Below are 17,123 nucleotides of genomic sequence, written 5' to 3' on the forward strand. Positions count from 1 at the left end.
TCCTATGAAATATATGGTAAATAGGAAAATATAAACATTTTTTCACCTCAATAAATTCCCTTTTATTTCAACAATCCTGTCAGTTTATTTACTCAAGTAGTTTTTTATCTTATTCGAAAAGGATTTTACCTAATATCATCAACTATATTTATAAATCCAATAAAAACATTTTTGCTTTAAAGTTTTATATCAATAAAGTAAATTATTCTACTAACTTAATAATAACGTTTGAAGAGTTTATAAACTGTTAAAACCTGTCACCTTTATGACGAAAAGATGACAAAGAGATGACGATCTTTTTTCAGATAAAAAGCAGCCCCCAAAAAACTACAAACTTCCACAAAATCTATAATAAAGTGAGAAGAAATGAGGTTTGATTAAATCATGTTAACAAATACTGAAATTGGAATAGATTTAGGAACAGCAAATATATTGGTTTATAGTAAAAATAAAGGAATTGTTCTAAATGAACCCTCTGTGGTAGCGATCGATACTGTAACAAAAAAAGTTTTAGCGGTGGGATCTGAAGCAAAAAGTATGATTGGTAAGACGCCAGGTAAAATAGTTGCCGTTAGGCCACTAAAAGATGGTGTAATCGCAGATTACGATATTACAACAGACATGTTAAAACATATTATGAAGATTGCCTCTCGTAAACTAGGTATATCTATGCGTAAACCAACTGTTGTTGTTTGCACGCCATCAGGTGCTACATCTGTAGAAAGAAGAGCTATTCAAGACGCAATTAGAAGCTCAGGTGCAAAGCAAGTCCATTTAATTGAAGAACCGGTAGCAGCTGCGATTGGTGCAGATTTACCAGTTGATGAACCGATTGCCAATGTGATTGTTGATATTGGCGGGGGAACTACTGAAGTAGCAATCATTTCATTTGGTGGTGTCGTTTCATGCAATTCTATTCGAATTGGCGGTGACCAATTAGATGAAGATATCATTCAATATATTCGTAAAAATTACAATCTATTAATTGGTGAACGTACTGCTGAAGATATGAAAATAGAAATAGGCTACGCATTAGCTAAACATGAAAAAGTAACAATGGATATTCGCGGCCGTGACTTAGTAACAGGCTTACCGAAGACAATCAATGTGTCATCGTATGAAATGCAGGAAGCTATGAGAGAATCACTATTACACATTTTAGAAGCAATTCGTGCTACACTGGAAGATTGTCCACCTGAGCTTAGTGGCGATATTGTTGATCGAGGTGTCATTCTGACAGGTGGTGGAGCTTTAATGAATGGTATACAAGATTGGCTAAGTGAGGAAATTGTTGTTCCTGTCCATATTGCTCCAAACCCACTTGAAGCTGTCGCAATTGGTACAGGTAGATCTTTGACAGTTATCAGTAAATTATTAAAGGCTGCAAAATAAATAGATATCTATCATACTTAAAGACTTAAAGAAATTCGATTTTCTTTAAGTCTTTTTTTAGAAAGGCTGTTTTCGCAAACTTTGTTGCTATTTACCAAGTATTGTGGTGTGGTTGATTGCAGCTGAAGATGCTCGCTTTCTGTAGGGGCGAGCGGCGAGGGTGAAGCATCCTCGGCGTAAACGCCTGCATGAGTCTCACCTGTCCTGCTGCTCCCGCAGTAGTCTCGCAATCCGCGCTAATCAACCTTAAATAGTTTTCGTTTTAATAGCAACAATCTCTTAGAAAACAGGCTTTAAAAAAAGAAAAATCGAAACTGCTATTTGCTTTGTTTATCATTTTGTCATGAAATTTACATAAAATTAACATTTTTTATATCATCATTTCCCTTATTTATGAATAAATTATGTTTGGTTCAATACTTTCAAATGATAAAACATTCTTCATCACCAATTTGTTTAATAATTGAAAAATTTTGGGAGGTTTCTTAGTGAAGGATTTAAGCAGACGTATCATTATTAGTTTAACATTAGCAGTTATTATCATGGGAGGAATGAGTGTTTCCCTTGCAAATATGCCAGCGAGTTCATCAAACAATAAAGAATTAGTCCAAGTTCAAGGGGAATAATCATTATGTCCTCATTCCTCATTTATGAGTGTTTTCAAACAACTAAAGACTTACATTGTTGCTTGTATAGACCGTGAAAACTACATATTATGGAATTGCATTCAAGAATCTCACTGAAAATCAGCTGACTAGATTCTTGAATGCTAGTAATTGTTATTTACCCCACATTTTCATTAATGATTCAATCAACTTGAAACGCTCGATCCGCTACAATTTTCATCGTAATATCATCTGAGGGAGGATTGTGTAACCCTGCACGTACATCACGATAATGTCTTTGAAGAGCATTTGACCTAAACAAACTTTGCCCTCCAACAATTCTCATTGCAAGATCCACAACCTCAACGGCCATATTCGTAACGATTGTCTTTGCGATTGCTAAATCATATGCAAGCTTTGCTCTTCCACTTGGACATGAATCCCATTTTTCAGCAATAGAATACATGTGGGTCCTCGCAGTCATTAATTTTATATCCATTTCAGCTACTTTTCTACGAACCTCAGGAATATCTTTAATTGGATGTGTTAGACTAGTTGGCTGATATGTTTTAGAAAATTCTACTGCCTCATTCCTGGCTGCAATCGCAATTCCACTATAACAAGCGGGAATATGGAGTAACCAGCCTTGTGCAAATGGCTTTTCTTTTTTCTGTTTCGTTTCTACTAATGCTTCAATTGGCAATTTAACATCTTTGAGGATTAAATCATCACTTCGTGTTCCGCGCATCCCTAACGTATCCCAAGTTTCTTCAATGGCTAATCCATTCTGAGACCTTGGAATAAGAAAATCACCAATCTCTCCAGTTTCTTCAATAGTAGCTGGTACAATAAAATAATCTAAAGCAGGTGCTAAAGAGGTGAAAATTTTCTTACCATTTATCACCCATTTTCCATCTTTTTTTGAAGCAATTGTTTCTGGCTTCCCTCCTCTTGCAGGACTACCAGAATTAGGCTCTGTTGCGGCACTATTTATCAATTTATTACTTGAAACGATTTCCTTACAAATTTTTTTATATGTATCTATCTTCCATTTCTGTGTGTCGTTAAGATGCATCAATAACCCCAAGTGCCATCCTAACGATAAAGCTGTTGCAGCATCACCTTGTGCAATTTTTTCTTGTACTAATAAAAACTCATATAATGTTGCACCTTCACCTCCATATTGCTGTGGAATCGTTAACTTTAATAACCCTTTTTCTTTTAATCGATCAAAATGCTTAAATGGAAAAGCACCTTCACGGTCAAACTGATCAGCTGTTAAGGCAAATTCTGCTGCTAGTCCAGCTGCCTTTAATAGGTATTCCTTTTGTTTTGGAGTTTTTATAAAGGATTCATCCAAAAAGTTCACGTTATCACCTCATTACCACTAATTGTAATCATTTTCCCACATGACTGAAAGTATTTTGGCTTATGAATAGGCTTTCTCGTTCCTTTCTTGCATTTGATTTGATAAAATATGTAGTAACTTCCAACAATGGAGGTATCGTATAGGGATATTGAATAATGAGGAGGTTAACCATGTCTACTTTTCAACAAAATTTAGAAAAATATGCAGAACTAGCTGTTCGCGTAGGTGTAAATATTCAACAAAATCAAAATTTAAACATAAACGCTTCTACCGAGGTAGCTGAATTTGTGCGCCTTGTTGTCAAAAAGGCCTATGAAGCAGGAGCACGAAATGTATATGTTGATTGGCATGATGATGTCATTACAAGAACTCGCTTTGAGCTTGCATCAGAAGAATCATTAAATGATTACCCAGAATGGAAGGCACAAGGATTGGAGACATTAGCAGAAAATGATGGAGCTTTTATGTCCATTATTTCATCTGATCCTGACCTGCTTAGCGGGATTGATCCAAAGCGGATTGCAGCATCAACAAAAGCTGCAGGTATGGCATTAACAAAATATCGCAACTATTTGCAAGCTGATAAAGCAAGCTGGACCGTTATTGCAGCAGCTTCGAAGGAATGGGCTGCTAAAGTATTTCCTGAGGAAAATGAAAATAAACAAGTTGAAAAGCTTTGGGAAGCAATTTTTAGAACAACTCGTGTTGATCAAGCAGACCCTGTTCAGGCATGGAAAGATCATAATGACGCCTTACATAAAAAAGTAGAATACTTAAATAGCAAAAAATATAAAAAACTCCATTATAAAGCGACTGGTACTGATTTAACAATTGAGCTTCATGACACACATACTTGGGTAGGAGCAGGGAGTGAAAATGAAAAGGGAAATTTCTTTATGGCGAATATGCCAACAGAAGAAGTGTTCACTGTTCCATCACGCAATGGAGTAAATGGCATCGTAAAAAGTACGAAACCATTAAGCTATAGCGGAAATCTAATTGATAACTTCTCCCTTACATTTGAAAATGGACGCATCGTCGATGTGAGAGCTGAAAAAGGTGAAGAAGTATTAAAGCAATTAGTTGACACAGATGAGGGTTCTCATTATTTGGGAGAAATAGCTTTAGTTGCACATGATTCACCTATTTCTCAGTCTGGCATCCTTTTTTACAATACATTGTTCGATGAAAATGCCTCTAATCATTTAGCGATTGGAAATGGCTATGCCTTTTGCGTTGAAGGCGGAAAAAAAATGTCTCGTGAAGAGTTGGAAAAAGTCGGGGTGAACTCTAGTATTACTCATGTTGATTTTATGATTGGTTCAGCTGATATGGACATTGACGGGATATTAGAAGATGGAACAACTGAAGCAATATTCCGTAAAGGCACATGGACATTTTAATCCTATTTTAATAGCCAAAAGTAGTGCATTGGGGTCAGACTATTTCACTTTAAGTCAGACCCCTTTTTTGTGAATGAATCATGAAAGGAGAACTACAATGAAACCTGTTGAGGTTTACATTTTATCCGGTTTTCTCGGAGCCGGCAAAACAACACTTCTACAAACAATACTTACTCAAGAAAAACAACAAGATCGAAAAATTGCGGTCATTATGAATGAGCTTGGAGAAGTTTCTATTGATTCAAATGCTGTACCAAAGGAAACCCCATTAATGGAGCTTTTAAATGGATGTGTATGCTGCACCATTCAAGGACAACTTGAAGTACAGCTTGAAAATATGTTAAAGGATTATGAACTAGATGCCATTTATATTGAAACAACAGGGGTTGCCCACCCGATTGAGGTTCTTGATGCATGTATGTCACCCCTTTTTGCTGACAAACTAGCTGTCCAAGCAATTGTAACAATCATTGATAGTAAACGATGGCAAGATCGTTCACATTTAAGCATTCAATTAAGAAAGCTATTAGTTGAACAAGTTCAACATGCTGATATTGTGCTTTTAAATAAAATAGATAGTCTAACAGAAAGTGAAAAAGCAACGATTGTTTCAGAAATACAAGCTATAAACAATCATGGAAGACTGCTCATGACTGAATATGCCAATATACCATTAGCACAGCTGCAGCCAAAACAAAGAATGAAGAGAAAGCAACATGAAGAAGCACATGTTCATCATACATTACATATGCGGACATATGTCCATACATTTTCGAAATCTATTAATTTAGATCGATTTGAACAATTTTTAAGAGACATGCCTGATACAATCTATCGTATAAAAGGCTATCTCTCCTTTACACATTCGAAGGATACTTATCTATTTCAGTATTCATATGGGATGCCATTGTATTTGAAAGAGCAACTAAAAATGAAACAAACACTTGTTTTTATCGGTGAAAATTTGGACCATGAGATGTTAAAAAGAAAGCTTCTTTTATTAGAAGAAGACATAGATCAAAATTAGTCATTTTGTTGTTCGTATTACAATTATTTTCAATAAAAAGGCTCTGTTAAACTTAACTGTTGATTGCGACAAGTGATGTTCGCTTTCCGCAGGCGGTCCGGGATCCTCCACAGCGCCATGCGCCTGTTGGGTCTCCCTTTGATTCGCTTTTCTAAGCAGAAGTCTAATCAACATAGTGCCAAATCAACAATGAGCTTTAACAGAGCCAATAAAAAAAGGAGATAGCGAAATGTCGCTATCTCTTTTCATATGAGCTTATTAATGGGTGATTATGCGTATAATTCTTTCACTTGTTTTTGTACTGTTGCATCTTCTAAGAACTCATCATAAGTCATTTGTTTATCTACCGTTCCATTTGGTGTTACTTCAATAATTCGATTCGCAATCGTTTGAACAAATTGATGGTCATGCGAACTGAAAATCATTGCACCTTTATAAGCTGTCAAACCATTGTTTAAAGCTGTAATTGATTCAAGATCCAAGTGGTTTGTTGGCTCTTCTAGTAAAAGAACATTTGAACCACTTAACATCATTTTAGAAAGCATACAACGTACTTTCTCTCCCCCTGATAATACACTTGGCTTTTTCATTACTTCCTCGCCAGAGAAAAGCATACGTCCTAAGAAACCACGTAAAAAGCTTTCACTTTGATCATTTGGAGAGTATTGACGTAACCAATCAACAAGACTTTGTTCAGAACCAGTGAAATATTCACTATTATCCTTTGGAAAATAAGCTTGTGATGTTGTAACACCCCATTTAAATGTTCCACTGTCAGGCTCCATTTCACCTGCTAAAATTTTGAATAGAGTTGTAATCGCAATTTCATCACGGCCTACAAGTGCAATTTTATCTTCTTTGTTCATAATAAAGCTAATATTATCTAATACTTTCACACCATCGATTGTTTTAGAAATACCTTCTACACGTAATACATCATTACCAATTTCTCGTTCAGGTGTGAAATGAACATATGGATAGCGACGTGAAGATGGTTGAATATCGTCTAATGTAATCTTATCTAATAACTTTTTACGAGATGTTGCCTGTTTCGATTTAGAAGCATTTGCACTAAATCTAGCAATAAAATTTTGAAGCTCTTTAATTTTCTCTTCTTTTTTCTTATTTGCTTCAGAACCTAATTTAAGTGCCAATTGACTTGATTCGTACCAGAAATCATAGTTACCAACATAAATCTTGATTTTAGAAAAGTCTAAATCAGCGATATGTGTACAAACTTTATTTAGGAAATGACGGTCATGTGAAACAACGATAACGGTATTTTCAAAGTTAATTAAAAACTCTTCAAGCCAACCTATCGCATGAATGTCAAGATGGTTCGTAGGCTCGTCCAGTAATAGGACATCAGGTTCACCGAAAAGAGCTTGGGCTAAAAGAACCTTTACCTTCTCTCCACCAGTTAAATCAGCCATTTTCTTTGTATGAAGATCCTCTGAAATGCCAAGACCCTTTAATAAAATAGCTGCTTCACTTTCTGCTTCCCAACCATTTAGCTCAGCGAATTCACCTTCTAATTCAGCAGCCTTCATACCATCTTCATCTGTAAAGTCAGCTTTCATATAAATGGCATCTTTTTCTTGCATAACTTCATAAAGACGTTTATGGCCCATAATAACTGTTTTAAGAACTTCATGCTCTTCGTATTCAAAGTGATTTTGTTTTAACACAGCTAAACGCTCACCAGGAGCCATGCTAACATCACCTGATTGTGCTTCAATTTCACCAGATAATATTTTTAAAAACGTGGATTTTCCTGCACCATTCGCACCAATTAAACCGTAGCAGTTCCCCGGAGTAAACTTAATATTAACATCTTCAAAAAGCTTGCGATCACCGAATCGTAAGCTAACATTCGTAACTTGAATCATGAAACATCCTCCAATACTTTAAACATCTAAACAATTATAACACTTAAAAACGGTTTTTTATACCTTTGAACAAGCGCGAATAAGGAAATTCATACGCATATTTTCCTTCAAATTTGTTAAGTGTAAAAGAAGAAAAAGAATTTCACAATTCTTTCTATTCCAACTGCAGCTGCCAACATACTAGGGAACTTAGCTTTTTTTATAGATTGGAGGTTAGATAATGACTTTATTTCGCGGTGATGCACATAAATTTTTTTTAAAATTAAAAGAAACAACAATTAATCAACATTCATTAGATGAATTAAGTGAATTAATAGAAATTGCAGAAATTCAATCATTTTATCAAAATCTTAATAGTTCAACACTGAAAAGAGTTTATTATCGTGTTTTGAAAGAAGAAAACGGGATGGGGATGATTCCAATTTTTATTTCAGCTGGTCCGTGGGTCTTATTTCTGTTTTCCAAGCAATTACAAGAGTTATTATTTAAAAATGGGGTCATGCCTTTTTTTATTTTTATCACTATTTATTTACTTATTCTTGTTGTAAGTGTGATTCTACACTTTCGTGAGAAAGCTTGGGCTGCTATCCATGCCACCATTATTAAAGATATTTTAACCGAGAGAAAAGCAGAGAGTAACTGACGAACTTTTTCAGTTTAATCATCCATACTAAGTCATGAAGTGATTAACTATAAATAACACGTGCATCATTCAAATGCACGTGTTTTCGTGATTTTAATTTTTATTTTCAAGTGTTAATTGCCATGTCACCCCATATTTATCCCCAACCCATCCAAACTTCTCACTAAACGGGTATGATGCTAAAGGCATATATACGTTTCCACCTTCAGACAACTTTTCAAAAAGGTGATCAACTTCCTCTTCTGTCTCACATGTAACAAATAATGAAATTGCAGGTGTAAAGGAAAATTCATGCTTTATGCTACTGTCGATGCACATAAATTGTTGTCCATTAAGCGAAAATGTAGCATTTAATACCGTTCCTTCCGCTCCAGGCTCATTCGCACCATAACGGGAAATTGTAAGGATCTCAGAATTTTCAAATAAAGAAATGTAAAAATTCATTGCTTCTTCTGCTTTTCCTTCGAACATTAAAAACGTTGTAATCTTTTGTTTAGGATTTCCCATACTTTCCACTCCTTTATCATTCTAATTAATATGTAAAATTTTTAATCATACGACAATCATTAATCTGTCAACTTCTATTCACTTAAACTGATAATCATTACGTTGCTTTCTTAATACAACAAATAAGAAGATCAGTCCCGTCGTTATCGTCGTAAATGCTGAAAGCATCTCATTTACATTTGTTACTAGAAATAATGAAGGAATATCGCCAACAACAGTATCATCCATTGTTAGAAAAATACATAAAAACATATTATTTGCTGCATGGGCACCAATTGCATATTCGGAACTGTTCGTTTTGATTGTAATATATGTCCAAATGAAGCCCATTGCTAGATAATCAATTGCCACCCAAAAAGCACCATGTTCCATTTCAGGATTACCGAAATGAAGACCGCCAAAGATTCCGCCTACAATCATCATTAATATAATTGGATTTTTCGTAAACTTACCTGCCCATTGTAATAAAAACCCTCTGAATAGTAATTCTTCTGACGTGGTTTGAATCGGTACTAACACGATCGCTGCGACTACCAGCAGAGCAAAGCGTGTTCCATCAAAATCATTTAATGCATAATCATTTGGAAAAATCGCAAAATCTAAAATAGCAAACAACGCAAATAATAAAAATGAAATAAAAAATCCAAACATGATTTTCGACCAATTTATCCGAGCATTAGGTGTGATAAATGAGATCAATTTTCTTTTTAGTATGGTTCTTGCCACTAACCACATTCCCAATAGAGCAATAAAATTCACGATATGATACAAATAAAAATCAAGTAATGGATCTAAAATGAGAAAGTCATCTGTGTTCACAAGGCCCGGTTTAAAAAGTGATAAAACAATGATTACGCTACTATATATGATTGTAGCGATTATGAATATAAATGCTAATATGACGAACAAAGAGGATATATATCGCAAATGTGTATTTTTCCCATCATTGATATGTATGAAATTACGATCCATTTCCCTACTCCCTTCACTCTATATCCCATTTCTATCTACACATCATTTTATACAGAAATTAACATATTTTTCAATGAATTTATTATTCTATTCAATCTTTCTAAATAGGAAAGTATAATACAAAAAAACAAACTGATTAATCAGTCTCTTAAATGTTATCTTTATTTTTTTTAATCTTTGATGTGCCTGATGCTTCTTTGACATAATCTGATACATTAAATGTTCGATCAATATCAAGATATGCTTTGCCAACTATTCCGTTAAAACCATTTTCAACAGCTTCTTCCTTATATTTCGTCATATTAAACACCTCCATTCCATCATAGCTTTAACGATGAAGGTGTGACTCATTCACTTTTGTTTCGAACAAAAACAGGATGGCTACTCTTTTGGATTTGTTGGTGGCTTCTTTCTTCTTATTCTTCTAATAATCAAGAATAGAAATAAGAGGAGACCTAAAACTATTATGATCGGTAAGCTTCCTACAATGAAAACGAAAAGTGCAGAGCAAATTTTCAATAAGAAATTCACGCTATTCATGAATTGTTGCTTCGTTTTTTCCCACGTGTTTAACTCATTATTTTCTAATTGGGGCACTTTCACTTTATCTTCTATTACATGGATTGTAACTGTTGCCATATCTATTTTATTATTCAAGTAATTCATTCTGCCTTTAATTTGCTCAATTTCTCCTTGCACAGTCGCTAAATCAGTTGAAATTTTTAATAAATCCTCTGTTTTTTCTGCTTTTTCCATAAAATCCAATAATCGATTCTCAACAACTTGCTTTGATTTTAATCGCGATTCGAGATCAACAAATTCTTCTGTCACATCCTGTCCAGTAATGGATCGATCGACAACTTTTGTACTTTCTTTTTCAACTGATTGTAAAAATGAATCAAATGTACCTTGAGGTATTCGTACCGTTATCATCCCTTCAAGGGATTCGCCATCTCCAGTTGAATACGAATTTGATTCAACGATATATCCATTTGCAGATGTAAGCTGTTGTTTGACTAGCTTCAAAGTATCCTTAAAGCTTACAACTCGAATGGTGAGATTTGCTGAATAGATGACCATCCGATCTTCTGTACTATTTGTATCTATAGATTGATTTGTTTCTTTATCCTCCACTACTACTTGTTCACTGTTTTCTTCTGTTGCTAATTCAGGTTGTTGAATACTGTTCTTAGCTTCGCTCGTCGTGCTGTCTATTTCCCCAACTGTTCCTTCAGCTTTATTACTATCCTCGCTAACACTACTACAACCGCTTATGAACAAAGTAAAGAAAAGTGCAAGAAAAATCATCTTCCTACTATTCATCCCGCCACATCCTTTATGAATTTTGCTACTATTAAAATAGTCGGTGTTGAAATAAGGAATGTTACAAAATTATGACAAAAAAATAAAAAACCGATGAAAACGACTTTGATCTGCCCCAAGAAAGTTAGATTTATTTGATTAAGCGGCTTCCAAGACCTAAGTTCGGTATTCTACCGGGCTTAGGTCTTTTAATTTTGCCTTCATGTGTTTGTGATTATAGTACTCAATATATTGCTTCAATTCCTCTTCAAAATGTTCGATACTATCAAATTCTTGTAAATAAAGCAATTCAGATTTTAACACGCCAAAGAAACTCTCCATCGAATCCACGTACTAAGTTCTGCTTGGTGAACATTTTTCATCCCTCGGAATTTAATTTAAACTTTCTTGTCCATTTAAATAGCGTAATATGATTCGGATTTTTTCTTCTTTTGTAGTTTTAGTCATAAAAACACCCCTTAAATGTTAGATTAGGTGTCTAACTTTTAAGGGGCAGTTCACTTTTCAATCGGCTTTATAATTATTATTCTGTTTTACTTATGTGGCTAAAAGGAAAGAAAATAAATTCTGATTTACCTAAGATACGGTTTTCATCAATCAAACCAAGTCCATTACGGCTATCCATGCTATTAAGACGATTATCTCCCATTACAAAATAACTGTTTTGTGGAACTTCAATATCTTCAAAGTCATTTGTTAATGGCATACCAAATTGTTCAGCTTCCTTTTTATTTCCTTCTAGGTACGGTTCTTTTAACTCTCTGCCATTAACATATACCTTGCCTTCTTCTGCACTTACAATGTCACCTGGAAGACCAATAATTCTTTTAACATAGCGAATATTTTCATCTTCTCCATCGATAATAACAATATCCCCTTTCTCAATGTCACCAATGAATTGCAGTGTTTTATTAACAAACAGACGGTCCCCATCCTTTAAAGTTGGATCCATCGAAGTCCCCTCTACCAAATATGGTTCAAATAAGAAGATCCGAATGATCATTGCAAGCCCTACTGCTAGAATGATTGCCTTTATCCATTCCCATAATTTTGATTTTTGTGTTTCTGTTTCAGTTTGTGACATGATGATCCTCCTATTTTAAACTCTTCTTTCATTATACCTATATTCATTTGTTTATTTACGAAAAAATGAAAAAAAGTCCTTTATCTTTTTTGTTCATTCCTACAAAATGGTAATGGATGTTAAAAAGAAAAAAGCTGAAAAGAGGTGTTCTTGCAATGGAACTAATTTTTAGTATAGTAAGAGTTTTACATATTATTGGTGGATTTACTGCTCTTTTTGTCTTTTGGATTCCTATTGTTACTAAAAAAGGGGGAAAAGTTCATAATACTGTCGGCTGGATTTACGTATATGGCATGATAGTCGTCGCAGTTAGTGCTTTTTATATGGGTTTTTACAAAATATTTTTCGATCCGTCAGCATCAAATGAAGACGTTTCATTTTCATGGTTTCTTATCTTTATTAGTATTTTAAGCTCTGCATCCGCTTACTATGGATTAAGGGTTTTACGATTTAAAACTCGTAAAAAGCCTCATACACACCTGCTTGATATTACATATCCAACACTGTTACTTACATCAGGAATTGGCATTAGTATATATGGATTTTTTCAACATTCCCCTCTACTCTCATGGTTTCCTATTCTAGGTATATTTTTAGGATTGAATCATTTACTCTATTGGCTTCAAAAACCAAAAAGAAACATGCATTGGTTATTTGAACACTTCGCAGGTATGCTTGCATGTAGCATCTCGACATTGACTGCGTTTATTGTCTTTGGTGCACCGAGACTGCTAAACATTGAATCTGTAAATGTCTTCTTGTGGTTTTTACCAACCATAGTGATCACTCCATTAATTATCGCTCTTGGTATTTATTATGGAAGAAAATATAACAAACCAAAAAATTAAAGTTTTTAATGGGAAATTCAATCATTCTTCATAAAGGCTGTTTTCGCATACTTTACACACGAATAACCTAGATTGCGGGCGGCCTCTGAAGTCTCCGCAGGAGTCTCGCTTATCCACAACAATCAACAGCTGTTCGAATTTGTTACTTGCTAAATACTATAAGAGACTTCAAAAAAAAAACAGACAGTTGATATATTTTGATCAACTGTCTATTCTGCTATTTGCTATTTATTTTTCATTAACAGGCTTTTTAAGAATACCTAGCATGATAGCTGTAATAACAGCTCCAATTAAAATAGCTAATAAATAAAGGAAAGGATTACCTTCAACTAAAGGAATGACAAATGCACCGCCGTGTGGCGCCCTTAAACCATTCCCAAAAAACATTGCTAATGCCCCTGCAACTGCTGAACCTGTAACAACAGACGGAATTACTCGAGCTGGATCTGATGCAGCAAACGGTATTGCACCCTCAGTAATAAAAGATGCTCCCATAATATAGCACGTTATTCCTGCTTCTCTTTCACGCTTCGTAAATTTACTGCGGAAACATGTTGTTGCCAGCGCAATTCCTAATGGAGGTACCATTCCTCCAGCCATAACTGCTGCATGCGGTGCAAAATTGCCGGCATCAATCATGGCAATTCCAAATGTAAAAGCTGCTTTGTTAATCGGACCACCCATATCTATTGCCATCATTCCACCGAGAAGCAATCCAAGAAGAATTAAATTACCAGTCCCTAACCCGCCTAAAAAGTCACTAATAAGTACGTTAAGTGCACTAACTGGCTTATTTACAACAAAGAACATAATCATACCAACTGAAAAAATACTAAGCACAGGATATAATAATACTGGCTTAATTCCTTCCAATGAAGCCGGCAAGGTAGATAAAAGTTTTTTGAGTAAAACAACAATATAACCTGCTAAAAATCCTGCAATCAATCCACCTAAGAAACCGGCGCCGCCTTGAGCTGCCATAAAACCTCCGACCATACCAGGTGCAAGTCCCGGGCGGTCAGCAATACTCATAGCGATAAATCCGGCTAATACTGGAATCATTAGTCCAAATGCATTGCCACCCCCGATTGTACTTAAGGCTTCAGCAAATACATTATATGATTCATGATCTGGATTCGCTGATTGAATTCCAAACATAAAGGAAAGGGCAATTAAGATACCTCCGCCGACAACGAATGGCAGCATGTTTGAAACACCATTCATTAAATGTTTATAAAAGCCATTACGTTCAGAACGATGATTATCTTTTTTAGCCTCGCCGCTGCCTTGATAAATTGAAGCTTCTTGATTCATTGCTCGTTCTATTAACTCTTTAGGCTTTCTAAGGCCATCAGCTACAGGGACAATAATGACATGTTTTCCTTTAAATCGCTCCATATCAACCTGCTTATCTGCGGCAACGATAATAGCTGTTGCTTCCTCAATCTCAGCAGGAGTTAAAACATTTTTTGCACCTCCAGAACCGTTCGTCTCTACCTTAATCGGCACATTCATTTCTTTTGCTTTTTCCTTTAGTGCATCTGCCGCCATATAAGTATGAGCGATTCCTGTAGGACAAGCTGTAACTGCCAAAATTTTACCGCTACTAGGTGTTGTTACTTCTTCTTCTTCTTCTTCTTCTTCTTGCTCATCATATTGATCAATAATGGCTAAGATTTCATCAGCAGTTACAGCAGATACTAATTGTTCACGTGCTTCCTGTTTCATCAAAATAGTAGATAATTTTGAAAGAGCCTCTAAGTGTGTGTTATTAGCACCTTCTGTTGCTGCAATCATAAAAAATAAAAAGCTTGGTTGTCCATCAAGTGCTTCATATTCAACACCGCTTTTTGAACGACCAAAAACAATTGCCGGATATTTTACTGCATTTGTCTTTGCATGTGGAATGGCAATACCATCGCCAATACCAGTAGTACTTTGCTGTTCACGTGCAAAGATTGCACGCTTATACTCCTCTTTATCTATAAGCTTTCCTGCTTTATCCAAAACATCAACTAGTTCAGGAATAACATCTGCTTTTGATGTTGATTTAAGATCCAATGTAATCGTATCTTTTGTTAATAATTCTGTAATTCTCACAATTCTTCCCCCTTATACCTTTTTCACTTGAATATGTGGTAATAGCTCTTCTATTTTTTCTTTTGTACATAGTTCAAGCGAAAATGCAGTTGCACTGCCAGCTGCTACACCAAGTTTAAAAGCCTCTTCAAACGAATAATTTTTTGATAAGGCACTTAAAAATCCGCCTACTACTGAATCGCCAGCACCAACAGAATTTAATACCTTACCTTTTGGAACATTGGCAACATATGAATAATCTTCAGTTATTAGCAAAGCACCTTTCTCGGCTAGAGAAACAATGACATGTTTAACCCCTTTTTCAATTAATTTCTTACCATACATAAGTGCTTCTTCAACTGATTTGATTTCTGTTCCAAATAACTCACCAAGCTCGTGGTGATTTGGTTTTATTAAATAAGGCTTTTCAGAGACAACTTGTTTTAGTGCTTCTCCAGAGACATCTGCCACAACTTTGATCCCTTTTTCATTACAAATTAAAATGATTTTTTTATAAATCGAAGCTGGTAACGTACCTGGAATACTTCCAGCTAATACGACGATGTCATCCTTGTTCATCTTGTAAAACGCTTCAAAAAATTCTTCTTGATGACTTTCTGTAATAATTGGACCTTGTCCATTTATCTCTGTTTCCTCTTCGGTCTTTAATTTAATATTAATGCGTGTATCACCGGAAACCTTAATAAAATTTGTTTGAATGTGTTCATTTTTCAAGAAGTCCTCGACAAATGTACCAGTAAACCCTCCGATAAATCCTAATGCGTTTGATTCGACACCTAATCGATTCATAACGCGTGATACATTAATCCCTTTTCCGCCTGGAAATTTAGTATCTGCAGCTGTTCGGTTCAAAGAACCTATTTCAAAATGTTCAACACTTACGATGTAATCAACTGATGGATTTAATGTCACGGTATAAATCATTCATTCACGACCTTTATTCCTATATTTTTTAAGAGTTAGTACGCCAAAGATATTTCAAATATGGATGGAGGATATCCTCCTCTGCCTCATCCGTAATTATTTTTGCTTCAGTAAGGTGGGCAATTTTTGAAAACGAGATTTCACCAAATTTAGTGTGATCAGCTAACACGTATTTTTCTCTAGATAACTGGAGGGCAGCCATTTTCACTGCAGCTTCCTCTGGGTCTGGAGTTGTAAAACCAAATTCCACATGGATTCCATTGACACCTAAAAAACATTTATCAAAACGATACAGCTCTAATGAGGTTAAAGCACCTCGTCCAATTATGGCTCCTGTTGAAGGTTTAATAAAACCTCCGATTAGATACGCTTTAATTCCATTTTTCATAAGCGGCTCAATCATTGTTAAACCGTTTGTCACAACGACTATTTCTTTATCTATCGGCAAGTAATCAACCATCTGGAAAGTAGTAGTCCCTGCATCTAAATAAATACAATCACCTTCCTCAACCAAAGAAGCAGCTTCTTTTGCAATGTATTTCTTTTGTTGAAGGTTTGTTGCAGATTTCTCAATTATATTTGGCTCTTTAAGCTTTCCTTGAAGCAAAGCAGCGCCGCCATGGATTCTTTTTAAATATTTCTCTTCCTCTAATAAAGTTAAATCACGTCGGATAGTAGATTCAGATGAATTAGTTAAATCGACAAGTTCTTGTATCTTTACTGACTCTTTTTCTTTAAGAGCCTTTAATATTAGTCGATGTCGTTCAGGAGTTAACATACAATAACACCTCCTACTCTTTTGTAAGCGAATACAAATGTTATTTCATGTTTATTATACTTTCACTTTCATTCAAAATCAATCATAAAATATCACATTCTATCATATTCAATCAAAAATATTTCGAATATCAATCAAAAACACTTATAATTATATTGAAATACTAAATTTTTCTAATAATTATGCCCTTTTAATCACTTTTAAATGAATCCTTTTTTTGCCACATATTTCGATAAAACCCAAAAAAATCTCCACTTTT

At 35.0% G+C, this 17,123-nt stretch carries 16 protein-coding genes and 1 pseudogene; 6 read left to right on the plus strand and 11 right to left on the minus strand.

Annotated elements, in window-relative coordinates:
- Window positions 1-384: 384 nt before the first annotated feature.
- Complete coding sequence (gene mreBH, locus GMB29_RS18300) at window positions 385-1,392, plus strand: rod-share determining protein MreBH (RefSeq protein WP_136351399.1); 1,008 nt, start codon at window positions 385-387, stop codon at window positions 1,390-1,392.
- Window positions 1,393-1,880: 488 nt separating this feature from the next.
- A complete protein-coding gene (locus tag GMB29_RS27095; protein WP_168733733.1) occupies window positions 1,881-2,018 on the plus strand; it encodes a protein YkpC in 138 nt (45 codons plus the stop codon).
- Between the two features lie 181 nt (window positions 2,019-2,199).
- On the opposite strand, the gene GMB29_RS18305 is transcribed toward GMB29_RS27095, so the two are convergent.
- Window positions 2,200-3,366, minus strand: a complete 1,167-nt coding sequence (locus GMB29_RS18305) for an acyl-CoA dehydrogenase family protein (protein ID WP_227551384.1) — start codon at window positions 3,364-3,366, stop codon at window positions 2,200-2,202.
- Window positions 3,367-3,536: 170 nt separating this feature from the next.
- Here GMB29_RS18305 and GMB29_RS18310 point away from each other — a divergent pair, with 170 nt between their 5' ends.
- Both GMB29_RS18310 and GMB29_RS18315 read left to right on the plus strand, forming a co-directional pair.
- On the plus strand, window positions 3,537-4,769 hold the full coding sequence (locus GMB29_RS18310; RefSeq protein ID WP_136351400.1) for an aminopeptidase: 1,233 nt from the start codon (window positions 3,537-3,539) through the stop codon (window positions 4,767-4,769).
- Window positions 4,770-4,866: 97 nt separating this feature from the next.
- Window positions 4,867-5,796: a CobW family GTP-binding protein gene (locus GMB29_RS18315; RefSeq protein WP_136351401.1), complete on the plus strand. Its 930-nt coding sequence runs from the start codon at window positions 4,867-4,869 to the stop codon at window positions 5,794-5,796.
- A 269-nt stretch (window positions 5,797-6,065) separates the two neighbouring features.
- Here the strand turns inward: GMB29_RS18315 and GMB29_RS18320 are convergent, their stop codons facing one another.
- Entirely contained in the window at window positions 6,066-7,685 is a 1,620-nt protein-coding gene (locus tag GMB29_RS18320) for an ABC-F family ATP-binding cassette domain-containing protein (RefSeq protein ID WP_136351402.1), read from the minus strand.
- Between the two features lie 220 nt (window positions 7,686-7,905).
- Between GMB29_RS18320 and GMB29_RS18325 the strand changes: the two genes are divergently transcribed.
- Window positions 7,906-8,328, plus strand: a complete 423-nt coding sequence (locus tag GMB29_RS18325) for a hypothetical protein (RefSeq protein ID WP_136351403.1) — start codon at window positions 7,906-7,908, stop codon at window positions 8,326-8,328.
- Window positions 8,329-8,421: 93 nt separating this feature from the next.
- On the opposite strand, the gene GMB29_RS18330 is transcribed toward GMB29_RS18325, so the two are convergent.
- The 6 genes and pseudogenes from GMB29_RS18330 to lepB form a co-directional block, all read right to left on the minus strand.
- A complete protein-coding gene (locus tag GMB29_RS18330; protein ID WP_136351404.1) occupies window positions 8,422-8,835 on the minus strand; it encodes a VOC family protein in 414 nt (137 codons plus the stop codon).
- Between the two features lie 78 nt (window positions 8,836-8,913).
- Window positions 8,914-9,807, minus strand: a complete 894-nt coding sequence (locus GMB29_RS18335; protein WP_136351405.1) for a CPBP family intramembrane glutamic endopeptidase — start codon at window positions 9,805-9,807, stop codon at window positions 8,914-8,916.
- A 148-nt stretch (window positions 9,808-9,955) separates the two neighbouring features.
- Window positions 9,956-10,108, minus strand: coding sequence for a hypothetical protein (locus GMB29_RS18340; protein WP_155443916.1), 153 nt, complete (start codon window positions 10,106-10,108; stop codon window positions 9,956-9,958).
- 80 nt (window positions 10,109-10,188) lie between these two features.
- Complete coding sequence (locus GMB29_RS18345; RefSeq protein WP_136351406.1) at window positions 10,189-11,130, minus strand: DUF4349 domain-containing protein; 942 nt, start codon at window positions 11,128-11,130, stop codon at window positions 10,189-10,191.
- A gap of 156 nt (window positions 11,131-11,286) precedes the next feature.
- Window positions 11,287-11,451, minus strand: a pseudogene (locus GMB29_RS18350) (IS3 family transposase); the annotation flags it as partial.
- A gap of 202 nt (window positions 11,452-11,653) precedes the next feature.
- Window positions 11,654-12,214, minus strand: coding sequence for a signal peptidase I (gene lepB, locus GMB29_RS18355; protein WP_136351409.1), 561 nt, complete (start codon window positions 12,212-12,214; stop codon window positions 11,654-11,656).
- Between the two features lie 155 nt (window positions 12,215-12,369).
- Between lepB and GMB29_RS18360 the strand changes: the two genes are divergently transcribed.
- Window positions 12,370-13,062, plus strand: coding sequence for a DUF2306 domain-containing protein (locus GMB29_RS18360; protein ID WP_136351411.1), 693 nt, complete (start codon window positions 12,370-12,372; stop codon window positions 13,060-13,062).
- A gap of 228 nt (window positions 13,063-13,290) precedes the next feature.
- Here GMB29_RS18360 and GMB29_RS18365 read toward each other — a convergent pair whose 3' ends face one another.
- Genes GMB29_RS18365 through GMB29_RS18375 form a run of 3 tightly spaced genes read right to left on the minus strand, consistent with a single transcriptional unit; the run spans window position 13,291 to window position 16,864 of the window.
- On the minus strand, window positions 13,291-15,162 hold the full coding sequence (locus tag GMB29_RS18365; RefSeq protein WP_155443917.1) for a PTS fructose transporter subunit IIABC: 1,872 nt from the start codon (window positions 15,160-15,162) through the stop codon (window positions 13,291-13,293).
- Between the two features lie 12 nt (window positions 15,163-15,174).
- Complete coding sequence (pfkB, locus tag GMB29_RS18370; RefSeq protein ID WP_136351415.1) at window positions 15,175-16,086, minus strand: 1-phosphofructokinase; 912 nt, start codon at window positions 16,084-16,086, stop codon at window positions 15,175-15,177.
- Window positions 16,087-16,114: 28 nt separating this feature from the next.
- Complete coding sequence (locus GMB29_RS18375; protein ID WP_136351417.1) at window positions 16,115-16,864, minus strand: DeoR/GlpR family DNA-binding transcription regulator; 750 nt, start codon at window positions 16,862-16,864, stop codon at window positions 16,115-16,117.
- Between the last annotated feature and the right edge of the window lie 259 nt (window positions 16,865-17,123).

Source organism: Metabacillus sediminilitoris, assembly GCF_009720625.1.
Taxonomy (GTDB): domain Bacteria; phylum Bacillota; class Bacilli; order Bacillales; family Bacillaceae; genus Metabacillus; species Metabacillus sediminilitoris.